This window comes from Nocardioides ginkgobilobae (assembly GCF_054781275.1).
In genome coordinates this window covers 48,552-72,746 of sequence record NZ_BAAGUS010000012.1, presented here as the reverse complement: position 1 = coordinate 72,746, position 24,195 = coordinate 48,552, and the positions used below count along the sequence as shown (strand labels likewise).

At 72.4% G+C, this 24,195-nt stretch carries 21 protein-coding genes; 12 read left to right on the top strand and 9 right to left on the bottom strand.

Features of this window, described 5'->3' with window-relative positions; all coding sequences use genetic code 11:
• Positions 1 to 36: 36 nt before the first annotated feature.
• From ACYVID_RS12400 to ACYVID_RS12390, 3 genes are read left to right on the top strand one after another with little or no spacing between them, the layout of a single operon-like run.
• Positions 37 to 984, top strand: coding sequence for a gluconate 2-dehydrogenase subunit 3 family protein (locus tag ACYVID_RS12400; protein ID WP_460737444.1), 948 nt, complete (start codon positions 37 to 39; stop codon positions 982 to 984).
• The gene (locus ACYVID_RS12395) at positions 981 to 2,687 is read left to right on the top strand and encodes a GMC family oxidoreductase (RefSeq protein WP_460737442.1); all 1,707 of its coding nucleotides are present in this window, start codon (positions 981 to 983) and stop codon (positions 2,685 to 2,687) included. Before ACYVID_RS12400 ends, ACYVID_RS12395 begins: the two co-directional genes overlap by 4 nt.
• A gap of 32 nt (positions 2,688 to 2,719) precedes the next feature.
• Positions 2,720 to 3,607, top strand: coding sequence for a ThuA domain-containing protein (locus ACYVID_RS12390; protein WP_460737440.1), 888 nt, complete (start codon positions 2,720 to 2,722; stop codon positions 3,605 to 3,607).
• Between the two features lie 14 nt (positions 3,608 to 3,621).
• On the opposite strand, the gene ACYVID_RS12385 is transcribed toward ACYVID_RS12390, so the two are convergent.
• The 3 genes from ACYVID_RS12385 to ACYVID_RS12375 form a co-directional block, all read right to left on the bottom strand.
• On the bottom strand, positions 3,622 to 4,035 hold the full coding sequence (locus ACYVID_RS12385) for a hypothetical protein (RefSeq protein ID WP_460737438.1): 414 nt from the start codon (positions 4,033 to 4,035) through the stop codon (positions 3,622 to 3,624).
• A gap of 185 nt (positions 4,036 to 4,220) precedes the next feature.
• Positions 4,221 to 4,568: a hypothetical protein gene (locus ACYVID_RS12380; RefSeq protein WP_460737436.1), complete on the bottom strand. Its 348-nt coding sequence runs from the start codon at positions 4,566 to 4,568 to the stop codon at positions 4,221 to 4,223.
• Positions 4,569 to 4,713: 145 nt separating this feature from the next.
• Positions 4,714 to 7,695 (bottom strand): replicative DNA helicase, encoded by a 2,982-nt coding sequence (locus tag ACYVID_RS12375; protein WP_460737545.1) that lies wholly within the window; start codon positions 7,693 to 7,695, stop codon positions 4,714 to 4,716.
• Between the two features lie 669 nt (positions 7,696 to 8,364).
• Here ACYVID_RS12375 and ACYVID_RS12370 point away from each other — a divergent pair.
• The 3 genes from ACYVID_RS12370 to ACYVID_RS12360 all read left to right on the top strand — a co-directional run bounded on the left by ACYVID_RS12370 (position 8,365) and on the right by ACYVID_RS12360 (position 11,763).
• Positions 8,365 to 9,774, top strand: a complete 1,410-nt coding sequence (locus tag ACYVID_RS12370) for an MATE family efflux transporter (protein WP_460737434.1) — start codon at positions 8,365 to 8,367, stop codon at positions 9,772 to 9,774.
• Between the two features lie 34 nt (positions 9,775 to 9,808).
• Complete coding sequence (locus ACYVID_RS12365) at positions 9,809 to 10,435, top strand: hypothetical protein (RefSeq protein WP_460737432.1); 627 nt, start codon at positions 9,809 to 9,811, stop codon at positions 10,433 to 10,435.
• A 107-nt stretch (positions 10,436 to 10,542) separates the two neighbouring features.
• The gene (locus tag ACYVID_RS12360) at positions 10,543 to 11,763 is read left to right on the top strand and encodes a hypothetical protein (RefSeq protein ID WP_460737430.1); all 1,221 of its coding nucleotides are present in this window, start codon (positions 10,543 to 10,545) and stop codon (positions 11,761 to 11,763) included.
• 184 nt (positions 11,764 to 11,947) lie between these two features.
• On the opposite strand, the gene rplI is transcribed toward ACYVID_RS12360, so the two are convergent.
• From rplI to rpsF, 4 genes are all read right to left on the bottom strand, one after another.
• A complete protein-coding gene (rplI, locus tag ACYVID_RS12355; protein ID WP_460737428.1) occupies positions 11,948 to 12,394 on the bottom strand; it encodes a 50S ribosomal protein L9 in 447 nt (148 codons plus the stop codon).
• 17 nt (positions 12,395 to 12,411) lie between these two features.
• Positions 12,412 to 12,648: a 30S ribosomal protein S18 gene (gene rpsR, locus ACYVID_RS12350; RefSeq protein WP_179532621.1), complete on the bottom strand. Its 237-nt coding sequence runs from the start codon at positions 12,646 to 12,648 to the stop codon at positions 12,412 to 12,414.
• A gap of 126 nt (positions 12,649 to 12,774) precedes the next feature.
• Positions 12,775 to 13,341, bottom strand: a complete 567-nt coding sequence (locus ACYVID_RS12345) for a single-stranded DNA-binding protein (protein WP_460737426.1) — start codon at positions 13,339 to 13,341, stop codon at positions 12,775 to 12,777.
• A 138-nt stretch (positions 13,342 to 13,479) separates the two neighbouring features.
• Entirely contained in the window at positions 13,480 to 13,770 is a 291-nt protein-coding gene (rpsF, locus tag ACYVID_RS12340; protein ID WP_300640229.1) for a 30S ribosomal protein S6, read from the bottom strand.
• Between the two features lie 246 nt (positions 13,771 to 14,016).
• On the opposite strand from rpsF, the gene ACYVID_RS12335 reads away from it, so the two are divergent.
• From ACYVID_RS12335 to ACYVID_RS12320, 4 genes are all read left to right on the top strand, one after another.
• On the top strand, positions 14,017 to 15,024 hold the full coding sequence (locus tag ACYVID_RS12335; protein WP_460737424.1) for a serine/threonine-protein kinase: 1,008 nt from the start codon (positions 14,017 to 14,019) through the stop codon (positions 15,022 to 15,024).
• A gap of 106 nt (positions 15,025 to 15,130) precedes the next feature.
• The gene (locus tag ACYVID_RS12330; RefSeq protein ID WP_460737422.1) at positions 15,131 to 15,928 is read left to right on the top strand and encodes a deoxyribonuclease IV; all 798 of its coding nucleotides are present in this window, start codon (positions 15,131 to 15,133) and stop codon (positions 15,926 to 15,928) included.
• Between the two features lie 63 nt (positions 15,929 to 15,991).
• Positions 15,992 to 17,170, top strand: a complete 1,179-nt coding sequence (locus tag ACYVID_RS12325) for a lipid II:glycine glycyltransferase FemX (RefSeq protein WP_460737420.1) — start codon at positions 15,992 to 15,994, stop codon at positions 17,168 to 17,170.
• A 40-nt stretch (positions 17,171 to 17,210) separates the two neighbouring features.
• Entirely contained in the window at positions 17,211 to 18,320 is a 1,110-nt protein-coding gene (locus ACYVID_RS12320; protein WP_460737418.1) for an alanine racemase, read from the top strand.
• 37 nt (positions 18,321 to 18,357) lie between these two features.
• On the opposite strand, the gene ACYVID_RS12315 is transcribed toward ACYVID_RS12320, so the two are convergent.
• On the bottom strand, positions 18,358 to 19,809 hold the full coding sequence (locus ACYVID_RS12315) for a glycosyltransferase family 87 protein (protein ID WP_460737416.1): 1,452 nt from the start codon (positions 19,807 to 19,809) through the stop codon (positions 18,358 to 18,360).
• 22 nt (positions 19,810 to 19,831) lie between these two features.
• Complete coding sequence (locus ACYVID_RS12310; protein WP_460737414.1) at positions 19,832 to 22,114, bottom strand: transglycosylase domain-containing protein; 2,283 nt, start codon at positions 22,112 to 22,114, stop codon at positions 19,832 to 19,834.
• A 198-nt stretch (positions 22,115 to 22,312) separates the two neighbouring features.
• Here ACYVID_RS12310 and ACYVID_RS12305 point away from each other — a divergent pair, with 198 nt between their 5' ends.
• Positions 22,313 to 22,924, top strand: a complete 612-nt coding sequence (locus ACYVID_RS12305) for a PadR family transcriptional regulator (protein WP_460737412.1) — start codon at positions 22,313 to 22,315, stop codon at positions 22,922 to 22,924.
• Positions 22,925 to 22,991: 67 nt separating this feature from the next.
• Positions 22,992 to 24,077 (top strand): inositol-3-phosphate synthase, encoded by a 1,086-nt coding sequence (locus tag ACYVID_RS12300; RefSeq protein WP_460737411.1) that lies wholly within the window; start codon positions 22,992 to 22,994, stop codon positions 24,075 to 24,077.
• Positions 24,078 to 24,195: the final 118 nt, after the last annotated feature.

The following is a 24,195-nucleotide window of genomic DNA, read 5'->3' as shown; positions in this document are numbered from 1 at the left end:
GGTGTAACTCGTTCCAGTTCAGCGCGTTGAGATCGTGTGACCCCCACCACGCCACGCACCGACCTGCCCTGGCCCAGCCGCCGCGGGCTGCTCGCCGGCGCCGCCCTGGGCGCGGTGACGCTGGTCGCCCTGCCTGGCCTGCCGACCGTGGCCGTCCCGGTCGGTCGTGACCGCAACCGCTTCCTGTCCGAGGAGCAGCTGGCGACCCTCGCCGCCGTGGTGGACCGCGTCGTCCCGGGCGAGGACGGCACGCCGGGTGCGCTCGAGGCCGGGGCGCACGAGAGCATCGACGCCCTGCTCGGCGCCTTCCGCACCGACCCTCCGCGCATCTACGCAGGCGGCCCCTTCTCCGACCGGGCCGGCTCGCGGGTCAACCACTTCGAGCGGTTCCTGCCGCTCGACGCCTACGAGCAGAGGGCGTGGCGGGGCAAGGTCCGGCGCTTCCAGCGCGTCTACACCGCCGGCCTCGACGCCCTGGCCGCCTCGACTCCGGGCTTCGCCACGCTGCCCGGCCCCGCCCGCGACCTGGTGCTGCAGACGAGCCAGGACCCCGCGGTCACGGCCATGACGGGTCTCGCGGTCACCCACGCCTTCGAGGGCACCTGGGGGGCGCCGGAGTACGGCGGCAACCGCGACACCCTGGGCTGGCAGGCGATCGGCTTCGAGGGCGACCGCCAGCCCCGCGGCTACACCGAGGACGAGGTGCTCAACCCGCCGTTGGAGCCGCTGCCGGTCCTCGACGTGACGGGGGCGCTAGCGGCGTACGGGCCCGCGCTGGCGCTGGCGACCTCCGAGGCCTCGATGGGGCTGCTGGCGCCGGCCGACGGCGACGCGCGGGTGCTCGCCGACCGCGTGCAGGCCCTGCTGGGGGGTGCCGCCGGTGTCCTGGACGACGTCGCCGCAGGCGTGCGCGACGGCGACCCGGGCGGCGCGCTGCAGGAGCTCCTCGGCGGGGTCCTGGGCGGGAAGCAGGCCCGGCGATGAGCCGCGAGGCGGTGGTCGTCGGGTCCGGCGCGGCCGGGTCCGTGGCGGCGTGGGAGCTGGCTCGGCAGGGCTGGGACGTGACCGTGCTGGAGCGGGGCCGCAACCTGCGCCCGGGCTTCGGTCGGCGCGAGAGCGCTGACCTCGGGACGACGTACGGCTCCGACGAGGTCAAGGGCTACCGCGGCTTCGGCTTCCCCGACGGCGACCTCGAGCCCTACACGACGCGCACCCGGGCCGAGGCGGCCTCCGGCGTGGCCCGCTCCGCGCAGGGAGCCCTCGGCCAGCTCGGCGCGGCCGTCGGCGGCACGACGCTGCACTACAACGCCAAGACCCCGCGCTTCTGGAAGCAGGACTTCAGCCTGCTCTCCGACATGGGTCCGATCGACGGCGCCCAGGTCGCGGACTGGCCGATCGGCTACGACGACCTCAGCCCGTTCTACGACACCGTCGAGCAGCGGCTCGGCGTGCAGGGCGACCGCTCGGCGATGCCCGCGCGCACGCTCGAGCAGTCGCCGCGCCGGCGCGACTTCCCGATGCCCCCCAACCCGACGGGGTACGCCGCCAGCCTGCTCGCCGAGGGCGCCCGGCTGGTCGGGATGGAGCCCTACCCCTACCCCGCCGCCGTCAACTCCGTGGAGCGCGACGGCCGACCGGCCTGCAACTCGTGTGGTCTGTGCTCGGGCTTCGGCTGCCCCACCAACGCGCGCGGCGACGCGCTGGTCTCCTTCCTCAACCCCGCCGTCCGGACCGGGCGCGTGCGGGTCGTCGACCGCGCGTTCGTCGACCGGGTCGAGACGACCCGCGACGGGCGGCGGGCGCGGGCCGTGCGCTACCGCGACGTGCGCGGCAAGGTCCACCGCGTCCCGGCGCAGACCGTCGTGCTGGCCGGCAGCCCGATCAACACCGCCCGGCTGCTGCTGATGTCGGCCAGCCGCGCGCACCCCGGCGGCCTCGGCAACCGCTCGGACCAGGTCGGGCGCAACATGATGTTCCACAACTTCACGATCGTGGCCGCAGCCTTCCCCTACGACGTCCACCCGCTGCGCGCGCAGTCCACGACCCTGCAGATCGACGACCTGGTGGGACCGTTCACCGGCCCCGAGGTGCAGGCGCTCGGTGTCCCCTACGTCACCGGCGGGATCATCCAGCTGGGCTCCGGCGGGCCGCCGATCAACGGCGCCCAGCTGCTGGCGGGCTTCGCCGGCTACGGCCTGGCCCACAAGGCGGCGATGCGGGTCGGGCCCCACTCGGGCGTCGCCGGCTCCCAGCTGGTGCACCAGGACCTCCCCCAGGCCGACAACCGGGTCGACCTGGACCCCGACGTGCGCGACTTCCTCGGCAACCCCGCGGCGCGCATCACCTACTCCCCGCACCGCCACGAGCAGGCCGCGGCCGCGCTGCTGGGCGCGCGGATGCTGCTGGCCCACCAGGCGGCGCCGCAGTCGCTGGCGGCGATCGCGCTGCCGTTCCCGATCCTCAGCGACGGCATCACCTACACCGCCCACCTCGCCGGCACGGCCCGGATGGGCACCGACCCGCGCACCTCGGTGACCACCGCGTCGGGCCGGCTCCACGACGTCGACAACGTCTTCGTCGCCGACGCCTCGACCTTCCCGACGTTCCCCGGCTTCAACCCGACCCTGACCGTCATGGCCAACGCGCTCCGCATCGCCCGCGGCATCGCCGACGGCTCCGCGGTCTGAGCGACCCGACGGCGTACCCAGGAGAGAGACGCATGTGCACCGAGACGTCCTGCACCACCGGCGGAAGCGCCGGCACCGGGCTGGGCCGGCGCGCCCTGCTCGGCGCCGCCCTCGCCACCCCGGCCGCGCTCCTCGCCCCAGCGGCGGTCGCCCGAGCCGCTGGGACGCAGGCCGCGTCGCTCCCGCGCCTGCTGGTCTTCACGCGCACCACCGGCTTCCGGCACGCCTCGATCGAGACGGCCGTCTCGACCATCCAGGGCATGCTCGCAGCGCGGGGGATCGGCGTCGACGCCACCGAGGACCCGACGGTCTTCACGCGACGCTCGCTGGCGGCGTACGACGCCGTGGCGTTCGTCAACACCACCGGTGACGTCCTCGACGGCAGCCAGCGGACCGCGCTCGAACGCTTCGTCCGCGGCGGCGGCGGCTGGGCCGGGGTGCACTCGGCCGCCGACACGGAGTACTCCAACGACTTCTACACCGAGCTGCTCGCGGGCGGGCGGTTCCTCGCGCACCCGCTCCAGCAGCCGGGCCTCATCGTCCGCGAGGACGAGCGGCACCGCTCCACGAGGCACCTCGGGGAGTCCTGGCTGGTGCCCTTCGAGGAGTTCTACTCCTTCACCAGCTCGGTGCGCGGGCGGTCGCGGGTGCTGCTGTCGATCGACGAGTCGACCTACCTGCAGGACCCCAACACCTCCAACCTCCCCACCGGGCCGGAGAACCCGCTCCCCACCTACCCCGGCGTCTCCGGGGTGATGGGCGACCACCCGATGGCCTGGACGCACCGGGTCGGGCGGGGTCGCTCCTGGTACACCGCGCTCGGCCACGAGATCGGGATGTACTACCTGCCGGAGTTCACCAACCACCTGCTCGGGGGGCTGCTGACCGTGCTGCGGCACGGTGTCCGCAACCGCTCCTGATCCCGCTCCGGTGGTCAGCTCCCGCCGGCGGCGACGTCGAGGAAGAACAGCACCTTCTGCAGCGCGTCCTCGTGGGTGTCCATCTCGACGGACACGCTGTGCCCGGACCACTTGAAGGCGATCGACACCCCGGTCACCCGCACCTCCTCGACCTGCGCCCACGGCACGAAGGCCACCGAGAACGCCGCCGTTGCCTCCGCGTCGTCCTCGCCCGCGAAGCTGACGTGCACCAGCGCCTCGGGCCGGGCCGCGACCAGCACCCGCGGTCGGCCGCCGACGATGCGCAGCACGTGCGGGTGGGACCGCCCGCCGGCGCTCTTCACCACGCGTCGCAGCGACTCCGGCACGGACGGGTCGTTGATGTCGGCCAGCCGACCGGGCCCGGAGTGCGCGGGGTGCTCGTCGGCACGGCGGTTGAACCTGCTCACAGGTGACACTGTGTCGCCTCCCGGCATCGGCCGCCCGCCCTTCGGGACGATGCGCCCCGCGGGTCGAGGAGCAGTCCCGCCGCTGGTCGAGATGCAGTCGCCCACCGCTGGTCGAGGAGCAGTCGCCCAGCTGGTCGAGGTGCGAGCGCAGCGAGCCACGAGACCCCGGGCCGAGCTCGACGCGATCAGCCGATCACGAGCAGCAGCACCACGGCGTACGTCGCCGCCAGCGCTGCCAGCGCCGCCCGAGCACCCACGGGCAGCCGGTACCGCACGAGCACCGCGGCGACCAGCCCCGGGCCGAGCAGCAGCAGGAACCCCCGGCTCCAGGTCGGCAGCACGGCGTTGAGCCCCAGCAGCGCCGCGGTCACCAGGGCCAGGGTCCCGACCAGGAGGCCGGTGGCCTGCTGGGTGTCGATCGCGCGCCGTCGGTCCAGCGCGACGCACTCCGGCGACGGCAGGTCCATCGCGTCGCGCTGCAGCGGCGCGCCGGCCTGGCTCGGGCGCGGGTCCTGGTCCTCGGGGTGGGGCATAGCGGTCCTCGACGGGGTGGTCGCCGCGTACGGCGAGAGGTCGTTGCCCTCCCATCGGCCGCCCCTGGGCCGACTGGTGGCAAATCGCCGCTTCGACCCGGCCGGTCTGGGCCGGCCCCGGCCAGAGGGGAGAGGGAGCAACGACTCAGTGAGCCATGTCGACGAAGCGGCTGTAGTGACCCTGGAAAGCGACGGTGAGGTCCCGGGTCGGGCCGTTACGGTGCTTGGCCACGATCAGGTCGGCCTCGCCGGGGCGGGTCGACTCCTTCTCGTAGACGTCGTCACGGTGCAGGAGGATCACCATGTCGGCGTCCTGCTCGATCGAGTTGTGGAGGGCGATCCCGTTGGCGACGAAGTTGTGCACCCCCAGGACCGTGGCGTCGTAGACCTCCTGCTCACCGATCGGCTCCACCGAGGCGACGCTGTCCCAGTAGATGTCGTTAGTGGCGAGCACCTCGAGCTCGGCGTCATCCAGCACCTCGGCGACGCGCGCCATCCGCTGTCGGCTGGGAGCGGGCTTCCACATGGTGGATCCGCCGAAGGCGGTGCCCATCGACGTCGCGAACTCGCGGTGGGTGATGCCCTGCTCGGCCAGCACCTCTCGCACCCGCCCCCAGACCTCCTGGGGCACCGTGTCGAGATTGGTGTTGGGTCGCACGTCACGGATGGCGGTCGCGAGCCGTGTCACCTGCTCGCCTCGCGCACCGTGGACTCCGATCTCGTCGAGGAAGCGGAGCTGGTTCTCGCTGCCCACGACATGGACGTGGAAGCCGTCGCGGTACCCCTTCTTGCGCACCCGCTTGATCCGGGTGAAGACGTTCCACCGGGCCAGCAGACGCGCGACGTCGTCGGCCAACCGTCGGCTGGTGCTCGCGTAGTAGACGCGGCCCATGTTGCGCTTCTCGTCGAGGTGCACGCAGCCGTCGGTCGCCCAGAGGTGCCGCAGGAAGAGACCGACCTGCTCCTTGGGCAGCCCGAAGACCCAGTCGGGGACGAATTTCTCGTGGCTGCGCAGCCCGAAGAGGCCGTCCTCGTCCAACCAGGCTGCGATCGGGTTGCGCCGCCCGCGGGCGAGGCGGAAGGGGGCGGGGAGCCGGAGCGTGGTCACGCGGGCGGCGGCGTACTCGTCGCGGATCGCCGTGATCCCGAAGCGACGCGCGGCCGCCTCTGCGACGGCGGTCAGGTTCGCTTCGTCGATGCTGGCGTAGCGGATCGGCTGCCGCTTGACGAACGAGCCGTCCCCCAGCAGGTGGGCGAGCAGGACGATCTCGTCCTCATCACGTGGCGTGATCTGCAGGGGCGGGGGCACGTGCCGCACGGAGCCGACGCGCGACCCGACCGTCAGCTCGGCGAGCGGCACCCAGCCGTCGTAGGTGAGGAAGGGGTGGTTGCCGGTCGCCTGCACCCTCCGCCCCGAGGCGAGGGTGACCTCGAAGACCTGCTTGGTGCCGGAGGGGAACGCGTGGGTGAGCGTCCGCGGCACGAGCTTGAGCCGATCGTCGAGCGCCCACACCGGGACGTCGGTCGCACCCGACTCCATCAGCTCGCCCAGGCTGACCTCGGCGTTGGTGTCGGCGCGCAGCAGCCGGGTCTCGGCTGTGAGGCAGCCCGACTCACGCAGGTCGCTCATCATCGGGCGCTTGTCGCCGCGCTGCTCGGGACCACGGTTGAGCTGGGAGAGCGCGATGATCGGGACCTCGAGCTCCTTGGCCAACAGCTTGATCTGCCGGGAGAACTCCGAGACCTCGAGCTGGCGCGACTCGACCTTCTTTCCCGAGGTCATCAGCTGGAGGTAGTCGATGACGATCAGTTTGAGGTCGTGACGCTGCTTGAGCCGCCGCGCCTTCGCGCGGATCTCCATCATCGTCATGTTGGGGCTGTCGTCAATGAACATGGGCGCGCTCGAGACCTCACCCATCTTCCGGGCGAGCTTGGTCCAGTCCTCGTCGCCCATGTTGCCGTTGCGGATGTGGTTGAGCGGGACCTTCGCCTCGGCCGAGAGCAGGCGCATGGTGATCTCCGAGCGCGTCATCTCCAGGCTGAAGAAGACGCTCGCCAGGTTGTTGTGGATCGAGGCCGCTCGGCAGAAGTCCAGGGCGAGTGTGGAGTTGTGCGTGGGGATCATGGAGCGGCCGGCGAGGTAGAGGTGGTCCTGGTTGTCCACCTGCACGCACCTGACCGGGACGCTCTCGATCGGCCGAAGCGACTCGACCTTCACCGAAGATCCGTCAGGCATCGCGATGGCGTGTCCGTCACCCACCGAAGACGCGATCGTTCCTGTCGTCCGGATGGCCCGGCCCTCAGTGCTCTCGGTCAGCCACTGGTGCTGCTCGTCGGCCACGATGGTGGACCCGTCCGAGAAGGTCACCTCGTAGCAAGGCCGACCCAGCATCACCTCTGTGGCCGCGACGACCCGGGTGGGTCGACCGTCGGCGTCGACGAGGTGGTCACCGACCTGGACCTCCCCCATCGTCGTCCACCCGGTAGGGGTCGGCAGCGGGGTGTCGAGCGCCAGCGCCTTCCCCATGGCGGGGCGCGCCGCGACGATGATCATCTGTCCCGAGTGCAGGCCGTTGGTCAGCTCGTCGAGGTCGGCGAAGCCGGTGGGCACGCCGTAGAGCCCGGCCTCCCGGTTGCCGATGGCCTCGATCTCGTCGAGGACGCCGTCCATGATGTCGGAGAGCGGGGCGTAGTCCTCGCCCCCGCGCTTGTCGGCGATCTTGTAGACCTCGGCCTGGGCCTGGTCGACGATGTCGTCGACCTCGCCCTCGCCGGCGTACCCGATCTGGACGATGCGCGTGCCCGCGTCGACCAGCCGGCGCAGGATCGCCTTCTCCCGGACGATCTCGGCGTAGTAGGCGGCGTTGGCCGCGATCGGGACGTTGGCCGAGAGCGTGTGGAGGTACGGCGCGCCGCCGATCCGCTCGAGCTCGCCGCGGCGCTGGAGCTCGGCGGCGACGGTGATCATGTCCACCGGCTCGCTGCGGCCGTAGAGGTCGATGATCGCGTCGTGGATCGTCTCGTGGGTGGGGCGGTAGTAGTCGGTGCCGCGCAGCACCTCGGAGACCTCGGCGCAGGCGTCCTTGCTGATCAGCATCGAGCCGAGCACGGACTGCTCGGCGGCCATGTCCTGCGGCGGGGTGCGGTCGCCGGGCTTGGTCGGGCGCTCGCCGGGGGCGTAGGAGACCGGGCCGTCGCCCCAGTCCTCGTACGGCGGCTCGGAGAGGTGGCCCGGCGGCTGCTCGGTGATGCTCACGGGTGCTCCCTGATGACGGCTGCGGCGGCGGTGCTGGCTGCTCTGGTGCGGTCCCCGGGGCGGGGGCCTGCGTCGCCCCGACGCTAGGACCGAGCACCGACACTCCGGTGCTCGACCGGGCCTCCACGACGGTGGGGAGGCCGGCTCGGCGCGCGCGGGTGACCCCCGGCGACCGCGTGACCGTACGTGCCGGTGGAGCCCCTCCGGAAGGAGCCTGTCCACAGGGCCTGGGGATAACCGGGTAGGACCCGTGGAGGACCCCCGTCCACGTGTGCACAGGATGGGGAGGAGGCTGTGGACAAGTGACCGGTCGTGCCTGCAAAACAGCCGCTGACCTGGCAAGACGTGGTTGCACAGCTGTGCAGGAAAGAAATCTGCCTGGTGAGCTGGTTCACATTCCCGTCATGCGCTCGTTGCCGGTCGGTATGTCGACAAAGGACCGGGACAGTACGTTTTCCACCGTTCCGGTGAGTTATCCACCGGTGCCGGGACATCTGGTCCGAACGGACTATTGCTGCTCGGGAGGAGGTCGTGGGATCGGTGTCGACCTCTGCCCCCGCGACCGCCCGCGCCACCGACCGCGAGATCCTCCGGCTGGCCGTCCCGGCCCTGCTCGCCCTCGTCGCCGAGCCGCTCTTCCTCCTCGGCGACGCGGTGGTCGTGGGTCGCCTCGGCACGCCCGAGCTCGCCGGGGTCGGCGTCGCCGCGGTGGTCCTCCAGAGCGTGGTCGGGCTGTGCATCTTCCTCGCCTACGGCACCACCGCCGGCGTCGCGCGCCGCCTCGGCGCCGACGACCTCCGGGGCGCGGTCGCGCTGGGCGTCGACGGTGCGTGGCTCGCCACCCTCATCGGCGCGGTGGTCACGGTCGCCGGCGTCCTCGCCTCCTCCTGGCTCGTCGGCCTCTTCGACGTCTCCGCGGAGGTCGAGCGGCACGCGGTGGACTACCTGCGCCTCTCCTTCCTGGGCACCGCGCCCCTGCTGGTGGTGCTCGCGGTCACCGGGGTGCTGCGTGGACTCCAGGACACCCGCACCCCGCTGCGCGTCGCCGTCGTCGGCAACGCCGCGAACCTCGCGCTCAACGTCCTGCTCGTCCACGGGGTCGGCTGGGGGGTCGCCGGCGCCGCCGTGGGCACGGTCCTGGCCCAGCTCGGCATGGCCGGCTGGCTGCTCGCGGTCCTGGTGCGCGCCGCCCGGCGCCACGGGAGCCCGCTGCGCCCCGACGTCGCTGGGGTCCGGCGCGCGGCCCGCACCGGTGTCCCCCTCGTGGTGCGCACCCTCACCCTGCGCGCCGCGATCGTCCTCACGGCGTACGCCGTCGCCTCGGCCGCCACCGACCCGGGGACCGCCACGGGCACGGCTGCCGGCGCCGACCCCGGTGGCCGCCTCGCCGCGGAGGAGGCGGCCCGGATCGCCACCCACCAGCTCGCGATGACGATCTGGACGTTCCTCGCGTTCGTGCTGGACGCCATCGCGATCGCCGCCCAGGCCCTGACCGGCCGCTCCCTGGGCGCGGGCGACCGCGACGGCACCCGCCGCCTGACCCGGCGGATGACCTGGTGGGGACTGTGGACCGGTGTCGTCACCGGCCTCGGCCTGGCCGCGCTCTCGCCGCTCCTCGGCCCGCTCTTCACCGCCGACCCCCGTGTCCACGAGCTGCTCGTGCCGGTGCTGCTGGTCGCCGCCTGCTTCCAGCCGGTGGCCGGGGTCGTCTTCGTCCTCGACGGGGTCCTCATCGGCGCCGGCGACGGCCGCTACCTGGCCTGGGCCGGGGGCGTGGTGCTGCTCGCCTACGCGCCGCTGCTCCTGCTCGTCGACGGCGCCGACCTGGTGGTCGTCTGGGCGGTCTTCGGCGCCGGGTTCATCGGCAGCCGGGCCCTCGTGCTGCTGCTGCGTGCCCGGGGTGGGCGGTGGATGGTCACCGGAGCACAGGTCGGCCGCGGTCCGGCCTGACCCGCCGCGGGACAGCACCTCGTAGTCTGCGCGCATGGTCCCGCTCCACCCCGTCGCCCTCGGGCTGGTGATCATCGCGCTGGTCGTCGACGGCCGCGGCTGGGACCTCCTCCCCGACCCGCTGGGCTGGCTCCTGGTGCTCGTCGGCACCCGGGCCCTGCCTGCCACCCTGCGCCACCGCGGCGCCCTGCTCGCCAGCGCGGCCCTCGCCCTGGTCGTCTCCGCCGTGGTCTGGCCGCCCGCGGTGGCCGAGCAGGTCAGCGCGACCGACGACTCCGTCGCGTGGGCCCTGAGCCTGCCCCAGCTCGCCTACCTCGCCCTGCTCGCGGACGCGGCCCGGTACGCCGCCCGCCAGGCGGGTGCCCCGGGGCGGGCCGCGTGGTTCGCCGTCGCCGGGATCCTCGCCGTCGCGGCGGCCGTGCTCCCGGTGCTGGTGCTGGGCGCGGGGGTCGACGCCCTGGCCGGCACCGCCGTGCTCGCCGCCACGCTCGCGCTCGTCCTCCTCACCGTGCTGGCCCTGGTCACCGCGCGCGCACCGTGGCTCGGCGGCCACCCCCGGCCGCTGCCCGGCCTGCCCCGGGACGGGTCGGACGACGGTTCGGGCGGCCCAGCGGGTGGACCGGACCGCCATTCCCGCCCGAAAACCGGCGAGTCTTCGTAGCCTGGGGCCCTCCCCGCGCGTTGGACCCCTCGTCCGACCACCGCGGTGGCGTCCCGGGCCCCGCCCGGTCGCCGCACGAACGCACCCGACCCCGAGGACCCCCCACCATGACCCGTACCCCTCGCTCGCGCCGACCGGCCTCCCTCGTGGCCGCCGCGTCCGCCGCCGCGCTGCTGGGTGCCCTGCTCCCGGTCACGCTCGTCGCCGCCCCCGCGCAGGCCGCCAACGGCTGCCTCTCCGAGGTCGAGACCGGGGCCGGGCCGATCCCGTTCCTGCAGCCCGGCGGTCGCTGCGACGACCAGGTGCCGCCGACGGCCACCCTCGTGTCGGTCACCCCCGCACCCAACGACGCTGGCTTCGTCAGCAGCCGGTCGCTGACCTTCACCTACGACGGTGCGCACAGCGACGCCGACTCCGACGTCATCCGCTTCGAGTGCAAGTTCTACAACACGGCTGCCGCCCCGGCGGAGTGGACGCAGTGCGGCACGAAGGGCGAAGGTCCGCTCTCGGTCACCTACGACGGCCTCGCCGACACCACCGCCGTCCCCTACACCTTCGAGGTCCGCGCGTACGACGCTGCCGACCGCGCCATCGACGCGACCTCGGACCCGAGCACCAACCCGCTCATCCCGGGCTCGCCGGCCGAGACCGACCTGGAGGACACCCAGCAGACCCCGGTCAAGCAGGTCGTCAGGATCGACACCCGCGCGCCGCAGGCGTTCATCTTCAACACGCCGTTCGACGCCGAGACCCCGAGCCTGCCGATGCTCACCACCGACAGCCCGACCTTCCGGCTCGCCTCCTCCGAGGGCAACGTCGTCTACCGCTGCGACATCGACGGGCGCCAGGTCCCCTGCCAGGACGGCAACTCGACCTTCCGTCGCCTCGGTGCCGGCACCAAGGTGCTGAGCGTCAGCGCGACCGACCCGGCGGGCAACGTCGACCCCGACCCGGCCACCACCACCTTCACCGTCCCGGCCGACATCGAGCTGCCGAGCGGTGGCAAGTGGCGCGAGACCGCCTCCCCCCGCGCGTTCGGCGGCTCCTACATCGAGACCACCGCCTTCGGCGCGAAGTTCGCCGTCGAGGGGACCAACGTCCGCGAGGTGCGCCTGATCGCGACCAAGCGGCCCGAGGCCGGCATCCTGCGCTACAAGGTGCCCGGCAACCCCAACTGGGCGAAGGCCAAGCTCAACTCCTCGCGGATCGAGCGCGGCGCCGTGATCGTGCTGCGCAACCCCAGCAGCAAGTCCTTCACCGGCACCATGAAGTTCAAGACCATGTCGCGCGGCAAGCTCATCGAGGTCGACGCGATCATGCTGCGTTGATCGAGGACGCGTCAGCGGACTCGATGATGGTGGTCGAGCGAGCGGCGCGACCGAGGAACGAGGTCGCGACCCGCGTGTCGAGACCCGGTCGATGCCGGTGACATCCACGCCGTGACAGCACAGAGCCCCCGCCCGGATCACCGGGCGGGGGCTCTGTGCGTGGTGCGTTGCTGGTGGTGCGGCCTCAGGCCTTGACCACGTTGAGCGACACGGTGGCGACGACCTCGTCGTGCAGGCGGACGGTGACCTGGTGGGCACCGAGGCTGCGGACGGGGTTGTCGACGGCGATCGTGCGCTTGTCGACCGACTCGCCGGTGGTGGCGGAGAGGGCCGAGGCGATCTCGGCGACGGTCACGGCGCCGAAGAGGCGACCGCTCTCGCCGGCCTTGACCGACACGTTGACCGTCTGGGCCTCGAGCTTGGCCTTGACCTCCTGGGCGTGGCCGAGGTCGCGGACCGAGCGTGCGGAGCGCGCGGCCTTGATGGACTCGACGGTCTTCTCGCCACCGCGGGTCCAGCGGATCGCGACGCCCTGCGGGACGAGGTAGTTGCGGCCGTAGCCGTCCTTGACCTCGACGACGTCGCCAGGGCCACCGAGACCGGTGACCTCCTGCGTGAGGATGAGCTTCATTGTCTTCTCAGCCCCTCTCAGCGACCGGTGGAGGTGTAGGGCAGCAGGGCCACCTCACGGGCGTTCTTGACGGCGATGGCCACGTCGCGCTGGTGCTGGACGCAGTTGCCGGTGACCCGACGCGCGCGGATCTTGCCGCGGTCGGAGATGAACTTGCGGAGCAGGGTGGTGTCCTTGTAGTCGACACCGGTCGCCTTCTCCTTGCAGAACTGGCAAACCTTCTTCTTGGGCTTGCGCAAAACTGGCTTGGCCATTGTGGTGCTTCCTTCCTAGAAGCCCGTCCCGGAGTGGCTACCGGGTCGGAATGGTTGAGCGGATTGCGATGGTGGTGCGTCGTCCCCGACGCGGGTGTCGCGATCGGTCAGGTCGCGGGTGCCGGATCAGAACGGGGGCTCGTCGGAGACGCCGGGCGCCCCCCACGGGTCCTGTCCGCCCTGGCCGCCGCCGGAGCCGCCGCCCTGGGGACGACCGCCTCCCTGCGGGCCCGCGGTCGCCCACGGGTCGTTGCCGGCCGCCGGGGCGTTGCCGCCACCGGAGTAGCCGCCACCGCCGCCGTAGCCACCGCCCCCGCCGCCGCCCTGTCGGGTGGTGCGGGTGACCTTGGCCGTCGCGTACTTCAGCGACGGACCGATCTCCTCCACGTCGAGCTCCATGACGGTGCGCTTCTCGCCCTCGCGGGTCTCGTAGGAGCGGCTCTTGAGCCGGCCCTGCACGACCACGCGCATCCCCTTCTGCAGGGACTCCGCGACGTTCTCCGCGGCCTGCCGCCAGATCGAGCAGGAGAGGAACAGCGCCTCGCCGTCCTCCCACTCGTTGGTCTGGCGGTTGAGGTTGCGCGGCGTCGACGCGATCCTGAAGTTCGCCACGGCCGCCCCGGACGGGGTGAAGCGCAGCTCAGGATCGTCGGTGAGGTTGCCGACCACCGTGATGACGGTCTCGCCTGCCATGGGTGTCTCCCAACGTGTTGGTGTGCGACCCCGGAGGGGCCGACGGGTGTGCCGATCCGTACGGTCAGGTCGCGATCTTGCCGCGACCGACCGACAACCGACAGGGGTCATCCACAGACGACCGCGTCCCCGAGGGGATCAGCGGGCGTCGGGCCGGATGACCTTGGTGCGCAGGATCGCCTCGTTGAGGGTCAGCTGGCGGTCGAGCTCCTTGACCGTGGCCGGCTCCGCCTTCAGCGAGATGACGGCGTAGATGGCCTCGGCGTTCTTCTTGATCTCGTACGCCAGGCGACGGCGACCCCAGACGTCGACGGACTCGACAGAGCCGCCGTCCTTGGTCACGACACCGAGGTACTTCTCGAGCGAGGGAGCGATGGTGCGCTCCTCGAGGCTGGGGTCGAGGATGACCATGACTTCGTAAGCACGCAAAGCGGTCTCCACCTCCTCTGGACTAGAGCGGCCACGGCATCTCCGTGGCAGGAGGGCTTGCGTCCCGCCGGCGACGCCGGCGGTGTCCCCGCCCGGTGGCCATCGGTGGCCCACGGAGAGGGACGGTGCAGGTTACCAGCGGCGGCGGGACCCCGCCCATTCCGCGACGGCGGGAGGGCGGTGCGTCCACAGCCCCGCTCCGCCCGGGCGTGGGCGTGGCGGTGCCGGGGTAGGAGCGCGGCCAGGATGCCACCGACCCGACCCCGCACCCCCGGCCGCCCGGAACGGGCACCGGGCCGCGCCCCCCAGCGAGCACCGCGCCGAGCACCGGGCGCGCCGTCCGGCGGGCGCGACGTCGCCGGCCGATACGTCCTGCACGCCCACCTCGGCACCGGCGGGATGGGCACCGTGTTTCGGGCCACGGACCGACGCACCGGCGAGGAGGTCGCGCTCAAGCTGCTCCGCGGCGGCCACCACGACCCGGGCTCGGCAGCGCTGCTGCGCTTCGTGCGCGAGCAGTCGGTGCGCATCGAGCACCCGCACGTGCTGTCCCCGAGCGGCTGGGTCGCCGAGGACGAGCGGGTCGCGCTGGCCACCCGCCTGGTCCGCGGCGGCACGGTCGAGGACCTGCTGCTCGAGCACGGCCCCCTCCCCACGACGTACGCCGCCGCGCTGCTCGACCAGCTGCTCGACGCGCTCGGGGCGGTGCACGCTGCCGGGGTCGTCCACCGCGACGTGAAGCCGGCCAACCTGCTGCTCGACCCGACCGGCGCGGGTCGTCCGCGGCTGCTGCTGGCCGACTTCGGGGTAGCCGTCGTCGCCGGCGACCCGCGGCTGACCCGGGTGCCGGGGCCGGTCGGCACCGACGGCTACCTCGCCCCCGAGCTCGGCGCGGGCGGCCCGCCCACCCCCGCGCAGGACCTGTACGCCGTCGGCGTCGTCGGCACCCAGCTGCTCACCGCGGCCGGACCTGACGCCCCCGTGCCACCTGGCCCCCTCGCCCCCCTCCTGGCAGCGCTGCGCGACCCCGACCCGGCCCGGCGCCCCGCCGACGCGGCCGCGGCCCTCGCGGGCCTCCGCGCGCTCGACCTCCCGCCCGGGCCGCCCTGGAGCCGCGAGCGCCCGACCCCCGACGTGCGCGACCGGATGGCCGCCTCCGTGTCGACCCGCCCGGGCACAGCCCCGCTGGCCCTCCCGGCGCTGCTGCTCCTGCTCGCCCTGGTCCTCCTGGTCGCGGCCCTCCTGCTCGCCTGACCCCGGGGAGCACGCCACACGCGGACTACCCCCGCACCTCGGCCTCGACGCGATCCCACCCGGACACCGCCTCGGAGCCGTCGGCGCCCCCTCCTACGCTGGCGCCATGAGCGAGCTGAAGATCGGCGCCCACGTGGAGCAGGACGACCCGCTGGCCGAGGCCGCGGCCCGCCAGGCGCCCCTGGTGCAGTTCTTCCTCGGCGACCCGCAGGGCTACCAGGGTCCCGAGGTCCGCTACCCGGGCGGGGCGGAGAAGCTCCGTGCGGACGCCGAGGCAGCAGGGGTGGACCTCTACGTCCACGCGCCGTACATCGTCAACGTCGCCACCACCAACAACCGGATCCGCATCCCCAGCCGCAAGCTGCTGCAGCAGCACATGACCGCCGCCACCGAGATCGGCGCCAAGGGGCTCATCGTCCACGGCGGGCACGTCAACAAGGCCGACGACCCCGAGAAGGGCTTCGACAACTGGCGCAAGGCGATCGAGGCCACCGAGATCACCATCCCGCTGCTGATCGAGAACACCGCCGGCGGCGACAACGCCATGACCCGCCACCTGGAGCGGATCGGCCGGGTCTGGGACGCCATCTCCGGGGCCGAGGGCGCCGACATGGTCGGCTTCTGCCTCGACACCTGCCACGCGCACGCCGGCGGCAACGAGCTCGAGACGGTCGTGGAGAAGGTGCGCGCCATCACCGGCCGCATCGACCTGGTCCACGCCAACGACAGCCGCGACGCCTTCGACTCCGGGGCCGACCGGCACGCCAGCTTCGGCGCCGGCGAGATCGACCCCGACCTGCTGGCCGCCGTGGTCCGCGACGCCGGCGCACCCGTCGTCTGCGAGACCCCCGGCCCCGCCGAGGCGCACGTGGCGGACTTCGCCTGGCTGCGCGCCCGGCTCTGACCGCCCACCCCGCCCACCCTGCCGACCGCCGGCCGGGTGTCGCACCGCGGTAACGTCCGACCCGTGCCAGCCGACTCCCCCCGCGCCCCCCTGCAGGTCCGCGAGATCGACGAGGCGACCCACCGCGACCACGTCGCGAGCCGGCCCAGCGCCAGCTTCCTCCAGACCCCCGGCTGGGGTCGGGTCAAGGCCGAGTGGCGCCGCGAATCGGTCGGTTTCTTCGACGGTGACACCCTGGTCGGCGCCGCGCTGGTCCTCTACCGCCAGCTGCCGAAGGTCAAGCGCTACCTCGCCTACGTCCCCGAGGGCCCGGTCCTCGACTGGGCCGACCTCGACCTCGCCGACGCGCTCGTCCCGCTCGCCGCGCACGTGAAGGCCCGCGGCGCCTTCGGCCTGCGGATCGGCCCGCCGGTGGTCACGGCCCGCTGGAGCGCGCAGCAGGTCAAGGACGGCATCGCCGACGACGGCGTACGCCGCCTGGGCGACCTCGCCCCGCTCGAGCGCGACCCCGCAGGAGCCCGTGTGCTCACCCAGCTGCGCGAGCTCGGCTGGCGCCAGCAGGTCGCCGAGGGCGGGTTCGCCGCCGGTCAGCCCCAGTTCGTCTTCCAGGTGCCGCTCGTCGACGCGGACGGCACGCCCAAGACCGAGGACGACGTCCTCAAGGGCATGAACCAGCTGTGGCGGCGCAACATCAAGAAGGCGGCCAAGGAGGGCGTCGAGGTCACTGCCAGCCAGGGCCGCGAGGACGCCCTGGCCCGGCTCGAGGACTTCCACGCGCTCTACGTCCACACCGCGCAGCGCGACCACTTCACGCCGCGCCCGCTGCCCTACTTCCGCACGATGGTCGAGGCCCTGGCCGCCGACGGCGAGGCGGTCGGCCAGGCCGACCGGATCCGGCTCTACGAGGCCCGGCACGAGGGCGACCTGGTCGCCGCGACCATCGCGATCCGCGTCGGCACCCACTCCTGGTACTCCTACGGCGCCTCGTCCACCGACAAGCGCGAGGTCCGCGGGTCCAACGCGGTGCAGTGGGCCATGGTCCGCGACGCCCTCGCGGCCGGCGCCCACGTCTACGACCTGCGCGGCATCACCGACACCCTCGACGCCGAGGACTCCCACGTCGGGCTGATCCAGTTCAAGGTCGGCACCGGCGGCCAGGCCGTGGAGTACGCCGGCGAGTGGGACCTCCCGCTCAACCGGCCGCTCTACAAGGCCTTCGAGCTCTACATGGCCCGACGATGAGCGGGGCGATGAGCGGGACGATGAGCGGGGTGGCCCACCGATGAGCCTGACCCTGACCGTCGACGGCGAGCGCTGGCGCTCCCACCTGCGCGCCACCGCCGAGGCGCACCCCGGGCTGGTGCCGGTCTGCAAGGGCAACGGCTACGGCTTCACGCTCGGCCGGCTTGCCCGGCGTACCCAGTGGCTGCTCGACCAGGACCTCGCCCCGACCACCGCCGACACGATCGCCGTCGGCACCTACGCCGAGCTCCCCGAGGTCTCCAGCCGGTACGACGGCAGCCTGCTCGTCCTGACGCCGTGGCGACCCTTCGGCCCGGCCGTGGACGCCCTCGCCGACGACCGGCTCGCGCGCCGGCTGGTCCACACCGTCTCCCGGCTCGAGGACCTCGGCGACCTGCTCGCGCGCCGCCCCGACGCCCGGTTCGTCCTGGAGCGCTCGACCTCGATGCAGCGCCACGGGCTGAGCGCCCGCGAGCTGTGGACCGCCGCCGAGCACCTCCAGGGCCGCGGCGCCCGGCTCGAGGGCGTGGCCCTGCACCTGCCCCTGGGCCAGGGCACCCACGTCACCGAGGTCGACCGGCTGCTCAACGACGTGGTCGGAGCCGGGCCGCCCGAGACGGGCCCCACCGGGGTGCTGGGCGCCCACACCATCTGGGTCTCCCACCTGAGCGAGGAGGAGCTGGCGACGCTGCGGCACCGCTGGCCCGACTTCACCTTCCGCCCCCGCATCGGCACCGGCCTGTGGCTCGGCGACCGCGGGGCGCTGCGGGTGACCTCCACCGTGCTCGACGTCCACCCGGTCGAGCGCGGCGACGCCTTCGGCTACCGCGGCCGCACCGCGCCGAAGTCCGGGCACCTGCTGGTCGTCTCCGGCGGCACCGCCCACGGCATCGGCCTGGAGGCACCCTCGGGCGACCTCGGGCTCAAGGGCCGCGCCGGCACCCTGGCCCGCGGTGGCCTCGACGCACTCGGCTTCGTCCGCTCGCCGTTCTCCCTCGACGGCAAGCAGCGGCTCTTCGCCGAGCCGCCGCACATGCAGGCCTCGATGCTCTTCGTGCCCAGCGGGTCGCGCGTGCCGGTCGTCGGCGAGCAGCTCGACGTCCGGGTGCGCTACACGATCACCAGCTTCGACCGCGTCGACGTGGTCTGAGGCCGCCGATCGGGGTAGTCCGAATCATTTCTGATGCTCAGCGCGAGCTGGGCATCAATTCTGATTCGGAGTATCCCGGTTCACCCCCGGACCCCTCCCCCTCCCGCCGCCACAGGTCCCGCACGACCAGCGCGCAGAGGTAGAGCTCCCCGGCCACCCGGACCAGGATCGCCAGCCAGTAGAACCCGGCGTCCTCGCCGCCCCCGGGAGCCAGCTCCCCGCCGAGGTACCACCAGACGGAGGCGAAGTAGAGGACCTCGGTGCCCTGCCAGACCAGCTGGTCGCGCCAGCGGGGCACGGCGAGGACGGCGAGCGGCAGGAGCCACAGGACGTACTGCGGCGAGTAGACCTTGTTGACCAGCAGGAACCCGGCGACCACCAGCAGCCCGAGCTGGGCCAGGGTGGGGGTGCGCGGCGCGAGCACCCCGATCACGGCCACGCCCAGGCACCAGGCACCGAACAGCACGAGGGAGACGGTGTTGATGGTGTCGGGCGAGATGTCGAGGTCGAAGGCCTGCGCGGCCACGAGCCACACGGAGCCCAGGTCCGCGCCACGGTCGGAGTTGAAGCTCCAGAAGACCTTCCACTGCGCGAAGCCCGTGAGCATCGCCGGGAGGTCCACCAGCAGCCAGCTCACCGCCGCCGCGACGACGGCCAACCCGAAGGGCTTCAGGTCGCGCCGCCGCCAGGCCAGCACGAGCACCCCTCCGAGCAGGAAGAGCGGGTAGAGCTTGGTCGCGGTGCCCAGACCGATCAGCACGCCGGTGAGCACCGGCCGGTCGCGCGACCACGCCCACAGCGCCCCGGCGACCAGCACCACGGCCGGGAGGTCCCAGTTGACCAGCGCCGTCAGCGCCAGCACCGGGGCGGCCGCGAAGGCGGCCGCGTCCCACGGCCGGCGCGGGTCGACGCGGGCCAGCAGCCAGGTCGAGAGCAGCGCGAGCACCGCGAAGCCGAGGGCGTTGACGACCACGAACGCCCGGATCTCCTCCTGCACCTCCGGGTCGCCGAAGAGGGAGTCGGTCGGCTGCAGCCGCCGCTCGTCCAGGTCCGCACCCCCGGTCACGACCTGGACGACCCAGGCGGAGCCCCACGCCCAGTAAGAGATGCCGACGGGGTACTCCATGACCTCGGGGTAGCGCTCGCGCACCGCCGGGTCGTCGGAGTAGGGCCAGGCCAGCTCCGCGAGGCCCCGACCCGTGTAGAGGTAGGGCAGGTCGGAGTAGCACATGTGCGTGAAACGCTGCTCTCCGTCGGTCCACCCGTCCTCGAAGCAGCTGGCCTTCTGCACCATGCCCAGGGCGAAGACGACCGCGGTCAGCGCCAGCAGGACCCGCACCGGGGTCCACCACCGGTGCCCGCGCGAGTGCGCGCCGGCCGGCCCCCCGGCGACCTCGCTGAGGACCCGGACCACCCCGTCCTCCGCGGCTCCCACCGGCGTACGACGTGACGTCCCCGCCATCGGCGGCGAACCGTCCGGCTCGCTCATGGCTGGCAGGCCCGGGCCGCGGTCACGGGACGTCTTCGCGGCGGGACTCCGGCTGCGCGCTGCTCGAGGCGCCGCCCCCGGCGTTGCCGCTGGGGCTGGGCGAGGAGGACTGCGTCGGCCCCCCGCTCGGCGACGGCTCGGAGGAGTCCGAGGGGCACAGCAGCCCCTCGCACGGACCGCCGTCGGTGGGCTCCTGGGTCGGCTCGGCCGACTCGGTGGGCTCCTCGGTCGGCTCCGCGGACTCGGTCGGCTGGGGGGCCCGGGTCGGCGAGGGCCGCCGGGTCGGGCTCGGCGGGGCCGTCGTGGGCTCGTAACCCTCGGGGGCGTCGCCGTCGACGAAGACCGGGTCCGGGAAGTCCTCGACCTCCACGCCCTCCATCATCCGGGTCATCAGCGCCAGCCAGGTCTGCGCGGGGAAGCCCGAGCCGAAGTAGGACGGCAGCCAGGTGTCGAGCTGGTCGTCGCCGTCACCGCGGACGTACATCACCGCGGTGGCGACCTGCGGGGTGTAGCCCACGAACCAGGCCGAGGAGACGTCGTCGTCGCTGTTGGTCGCGGTGCCGGTCTTGCCCGCGGCGGGACGGCCCAGCGGCAGCACCGTCTGGCCCGAGCCGTTGGCGACCGTCTGCTGCATCGCGTAGGAGACGTCGGCGGCGATGTCCTCGTCGAGGACCCGCTCGCTCTCCTCGTCGAACTCGTAGTCGACGGTGCCGTCGGCCAGCTCCACCTTCTCGATGACGTGGACCTGCGAGCGGCGACCGCCCGCGGCGATCGTGGCGTAGGCGTTGGCCATGTTGATGGGGCTGATCCGGGCCCGGCCGAGGGTGAAGAGCGTGTCCTGGGGGTCGAGGTCACGGCTCGTGGCGGGGATGCCGGGGTAGCGCTGGTCGCGCTTCATCGGCGGGATGCCGAGCTCGAGGGCCATCTTGTGGATCTTGTCGGGTCCGCCAAGCGCCTCGGACATGTCGACGTAAGCGGTGTTGATCGACTGCTCGGTCGCGGTGATCGCGTCCACGCGCGGGGCGTAGGAGCCCGAGGGGTTGGTGACCTCCAGGCCGTCGGGGAAGACGTAGGGGGAGGTGCCGGAGAAGGTGTCGCGCAGGGAGAAGCCCTCCTTGAGGGCGGCGGCGAGCGTGACCGGCTTCATCGTCGAGCCGACCATGCCGCCCGAGACCGCCCAGTTGATCTGGGAGTCGAGGTAGTCCTGGCCGGCGTAGAAGCCGAGCAGCCGCCCGGTGCCGACCTCGACGCTGGCCGTCCCGACGTGCAGCTGCTTGTCGCCGAACCCCTCGGGACGGGCCTCCACCACGGCCTCCTGAGCCGCGGTCATCGCCTCCTCGCTGAGGGTCGTGGTGACCCGCAGGCCGCCGCCGTCGATCTGGTCCTCGCTGTAGCCCAGGCGCAGCAGCTCGTTGCGCACCAGGGTGAGCATGTGGCCGCGCTGGCCGCCGTACGCCGACTCGGCCTCGATCTCGGGGAAGGTCGGCAGGCGCTTGAGCGCCTTGTCCCGCTCCTCGGCGCTGATCGAGCCGAGCTCGGCCATCGAGTTCAGGACGTAGGAGTAGCGACCCTTGAGGGCGTCCCTGGCCTCGCGGCCGTTGGCGGGGTCGAAGCGCGCGGGGTTGTTGATGACGGTGGCCAGGACCGCGGACTCGCGCAGGTCCAGCTTCTTGGCCGGCTTGTCGAAGTAGGCCTGGGCGGCCGCCTCGACGCCGTAGGCACCGCGGCCGTAGTAGATGGTGTTGAGGTAGTTGGCCAGCAGCTCGGTCTTGGAGATCTGCCGCTGCAGCTTCAGGGCGAGGATCGCCTCCTTGAGCTTGCGGCTGTAGGACTGCTCCTGGCTGAGGTAGAGGACCTTGACGTACTGCTGGGTGATGGTCGAGGCGCCCTGGGTGTCGTTGCCGGCGGCGTTGTTGACCGCGGCGCGCAGGATGCCGCGCACGTCGATGCCCGAGTCGGTCCAGAAGGTCTGGTTCTCCGCGGCGACCACCGCGTCCTTGATCGACTCCGGCATCTCGTCGTAGGAGATGATCGTGCGGTCCTGGCGGGCGAAGCTGCCCAGCTCGGTCTCGCCGTCGGCGTAGAAGATCAGTGAGGTCTGGGTCTCGAAGTCCTCGTTGGGATCGGGGATCTCGACGGCCTGGTAGAGGTAGAAGAAGGCACCGCCGGCGAGCAGCGCCATCACGAGCCCCACCACGGTGCCCCACTTGAGCACCGAGAGCCCGCGCTGCTTCCAGGTGCGCGGCGCCGTGCCGGCACCCTTGCCGCTCGTCGCGCCCTTGCCGGACGCCGCGGTCTTCTTCACGGCCGGCCCTGGGGCCCTGCGCTTGCCAGTCACTGAGGTCGTTCCGTCCTGCCGGGGTCGGTCGGGCACGTCGGGTGCCGCCCTAGAGGGTACGCACCCTGCTCCGGAGTACCCGTTCGTCACGGAGCGGCCACCGTGACGCGCATCTCGATATCACGGGTGTTCGCGTCTGGTGGATATATCGCTACGATGCATCCCGTGGCACGTCGTGGAGAGACCATCGAGCTGGCAGTCCTCGGACTGCTGCACGAGGGACCCATGCACGGCTACGAGCTGCGCAAGCGCCTGAACCTCATGCTCGGCTGGGGGCGCGTGCTGTCCTACGGATCGCTCTACCCGGCGCTGAAGAAGATGCTGCGCAGCAACCTCATCGAGGAGACCACGGTCTCCTCGACCCCGGTGACCAAGCGGCCGCGGATCGTCTACCAGGTGACCGAGGCCGGTCACCAGGAGTTCGAGCGGCTGATGTCGGAGGTCGGCCCCGCCGCCTGGGAGGACGACAACTTCGACATCCGGTTCGCCTTCTTCGGGCGCACCGACATGGAGATCCGGCTGCGGGTGCTCGAAGGCCGGCGCACCCGGCTGCAGGAGCGGCTCGACCGCGTCCAGCAGCAGCTCGCCATGACGCAGAAGGAGGTCGACCGCTACGCGGCCGAGCTCCAGCGCCACGGCGTGGAGTCCGTCGAGCGCGAGGTCCGGTGGCTCTCGGACCTCATCAACGCCGAGCGCGACGGTGCCACCCGGCACCAGGACCACGAGTCCGGCAGCGGCACCAGCACCACGAGCGAGTCGGGGTCGCGGCCGGCCTGAGCCGGTCCGCACGCCCGGATCCACCACCGTCACAACCATGCAAGGCAATCACGGAAGGAACGACCCGATGGGTTCGGTTCGAGTAGCAATCGTCGGAGTCGGCAACTGCGCCAGCTCCCTCGTCCAGGGTGTCGAGTACTACAAGGACGCCGACCCCCAGGGCACCGTCCCGGGTCTGATGCACGTCTCGTTCGGTGACTACCACGTCAAGGACGTGGAGTTCGTCGCCGCCTTCGACGTCGACGACAAGAAGGTCGGCAAGGACCTCTCCGAGGCCATCAACGCCTCCGAGAACAACACCATCAAGATCGCCGACGTCCCGACCCTCGGCGTCGAGGTCCAGCGCGGCCCGACGCTCGACGGCCTGGGCAAGTACTACCTCCAGACCATCGAGGAGTCCGGCGCCGACCCGGTCGACGTCGTCCAGGCGCTCAAGGACGCCGAGGTCGACGTGATGGTGTCCTACCTCCCCGTGGGCTCGGAGGAGGCCGACAAGTTCTACGCCCAGTGCGCGATCGACGCCGGCGTCGGCTTCGTCAACGCCCTGCCCGTCTTCATCGCCTCCGACCCCGAGTGGGCCAAGAAGTTCGAGGACGCTGGCGTCCCGATCGTCGGCGACGACATCAAGTCCCAGGTCGGCGCGACCATCACCCACCGCGTGATGGCCAGGCTGTTCGAGGACCGCGGCGTGACGCTGGACCGCACCTACCAGCTCAACGTCGGCGGCAACATGGACTTCAAGAACATGCTCGAGCGCGAGCGCCTGGAGTCCAAGAAGGTCTCCAAGACCCAGGCCGTGACGTCCAACCTCTCCGGCGAGCTCGCCGGCAAGGTCTACGACAAGAACGTGCACATCGGTCCCTCCGACTACGTCGCCTGGCTCGACGACCGCAAGTGGGCCTACGTCCGCCTCGAGGGCCGCGCCTTCGGTGACGTCCCGCTGAACCTGGAGTACAAGCTCGAGGTCTGGGACTCCCCCAACAGCGCCGGCATCATCATCGACGCCCTGCGCGCCTGCAAGATCGCCAAGGACCGCGGCATCGGCGGGCCGATCATCTCGGCGTCGTCGTACCTCATGAAGTCGCCGCCGGTGCAGCTGCCCGACGACGAGGGCCGCCGCCGCGTGGAGGCCTTCATCGCCGGCGAGGAGTGACCTCCCTCCCCGTCTGAGCACCACCTGATCCACCCACCGCCCCGCCAGGACCCGCTCCTGGCGGGGCGGTGTGCGTCCGGGCACACCGCTGGTCAAGGTGGACGCGTAACGCCTCACG

What these genes read in the sequence shown, in the direction of transcription:
- ACYVID_RS12330 (WP_460737422.1), top strand. Translation starts at nt 15,131, where the DNA reads ATGAGCGAGCTGAAGATCGGCGCCCACGTGGAGCAGGACGACCCGCTG.
- ACYVID_RS12335 (WP_460737424.1), top strand. Translation starts at nt 14,017, where the DNA reads ATGCCACCGACCCGACCCCGCACCCCCGGCCGCCCGGAACGGGCACCG.
- ACYVID_RS12360 (WP_460737430.1), top strand. Translation starts at nt 10,543, where the DNA reads ATGACCCGTACCCCTCGCTCGCGCCGACCGGCCTCCCTCGTGGCCGCC.
- ACYVID_RS12380 (WP_460737436.1), bottom strand. Translation starts at nt 4,568, where the DNA reads ATGCCCCACCCCGAGGACCAGGACCCGCGCCCGAGCCAGGCCGGCGCG.
- ACYVID_RS12315 (WP_460737416.1), bottom strand. Translation starts at nt 19,809, where the DNA reads ATGAGCGAGCCGGACGGTTCGCCGCCGATGGCGGGGACGTCACGTCGT.
- ACYVID_RS12375 (WP_460737545.1), bottom strand. Translation starts at nt 7,695, where the DNA reads ATGGCCGCCGAGCAGTCCGTGCTCGGCTCGATGCTGATCAGCAAGGAC.
- ACYVID_RS12365 (WP_460737432.1), top strand. Translation starts at nt 9,809, where the DNA reads ATGGTCCCGCTCCACCCCGTCGCCCTCGGGCTGGTGATCATCGCGCTG.
- rpsR (WP_179532621.1), bottom strand. Translation starts at nt 12,648, where the DNA reads ATGGCCAAGCCAGTTTTGCGCAAGCCCAAGAAGAAGGTTTGCCAGTTC.
- ACYVID_RS12345 (WP_460737426.1), bottom strand. Translation starts at nt 13,341, where the DNA reads ATGGCAGGCGAGACCGTCATCACGGTGGTCGGCAACCTCACCGACGAT.
- ACYVID_RS12320 (WP_460737418.1), top strand. Translation starts at nt 17,211, where the DNA reads ATGAGCCTGACCCTGACCGTCGACGGCGAGCGCTGGCGCTCCCACCTG.
- ACYVID_RS12395 (WP_460737442.1), top strand. Translation starts at nt 981, where the DNA reads ATGAGCCGCGAGGCGGTGGTCGTCGGGTCCGGCGCGGCCGGGTCCGTG.
- rplI (WP_460737428.1), bottom strand. Translation starts at nt 12,394, where the DNA reads ATGAAGCTCATCCTCACGCAGGAGGTCACCGGTCTCGGTGGCCCTGGC.
- ACYVID_RS12300 (WP_460737411.1), top strand. Translation starts at nt 22,992, where the DNA reads ATGGGTTCGGTTCGAGTAGCAATCGTCGGAGTCGGCAACTGCGCCAGC.
- ACYVID_RS12390 (WP_460737440.1), top strand. Translation starts at nt 2,720, where the DNA reads ATGTGCACCGAGACGTCCTGCACCACCGGCGGAAGCGCCGGCACCGGG.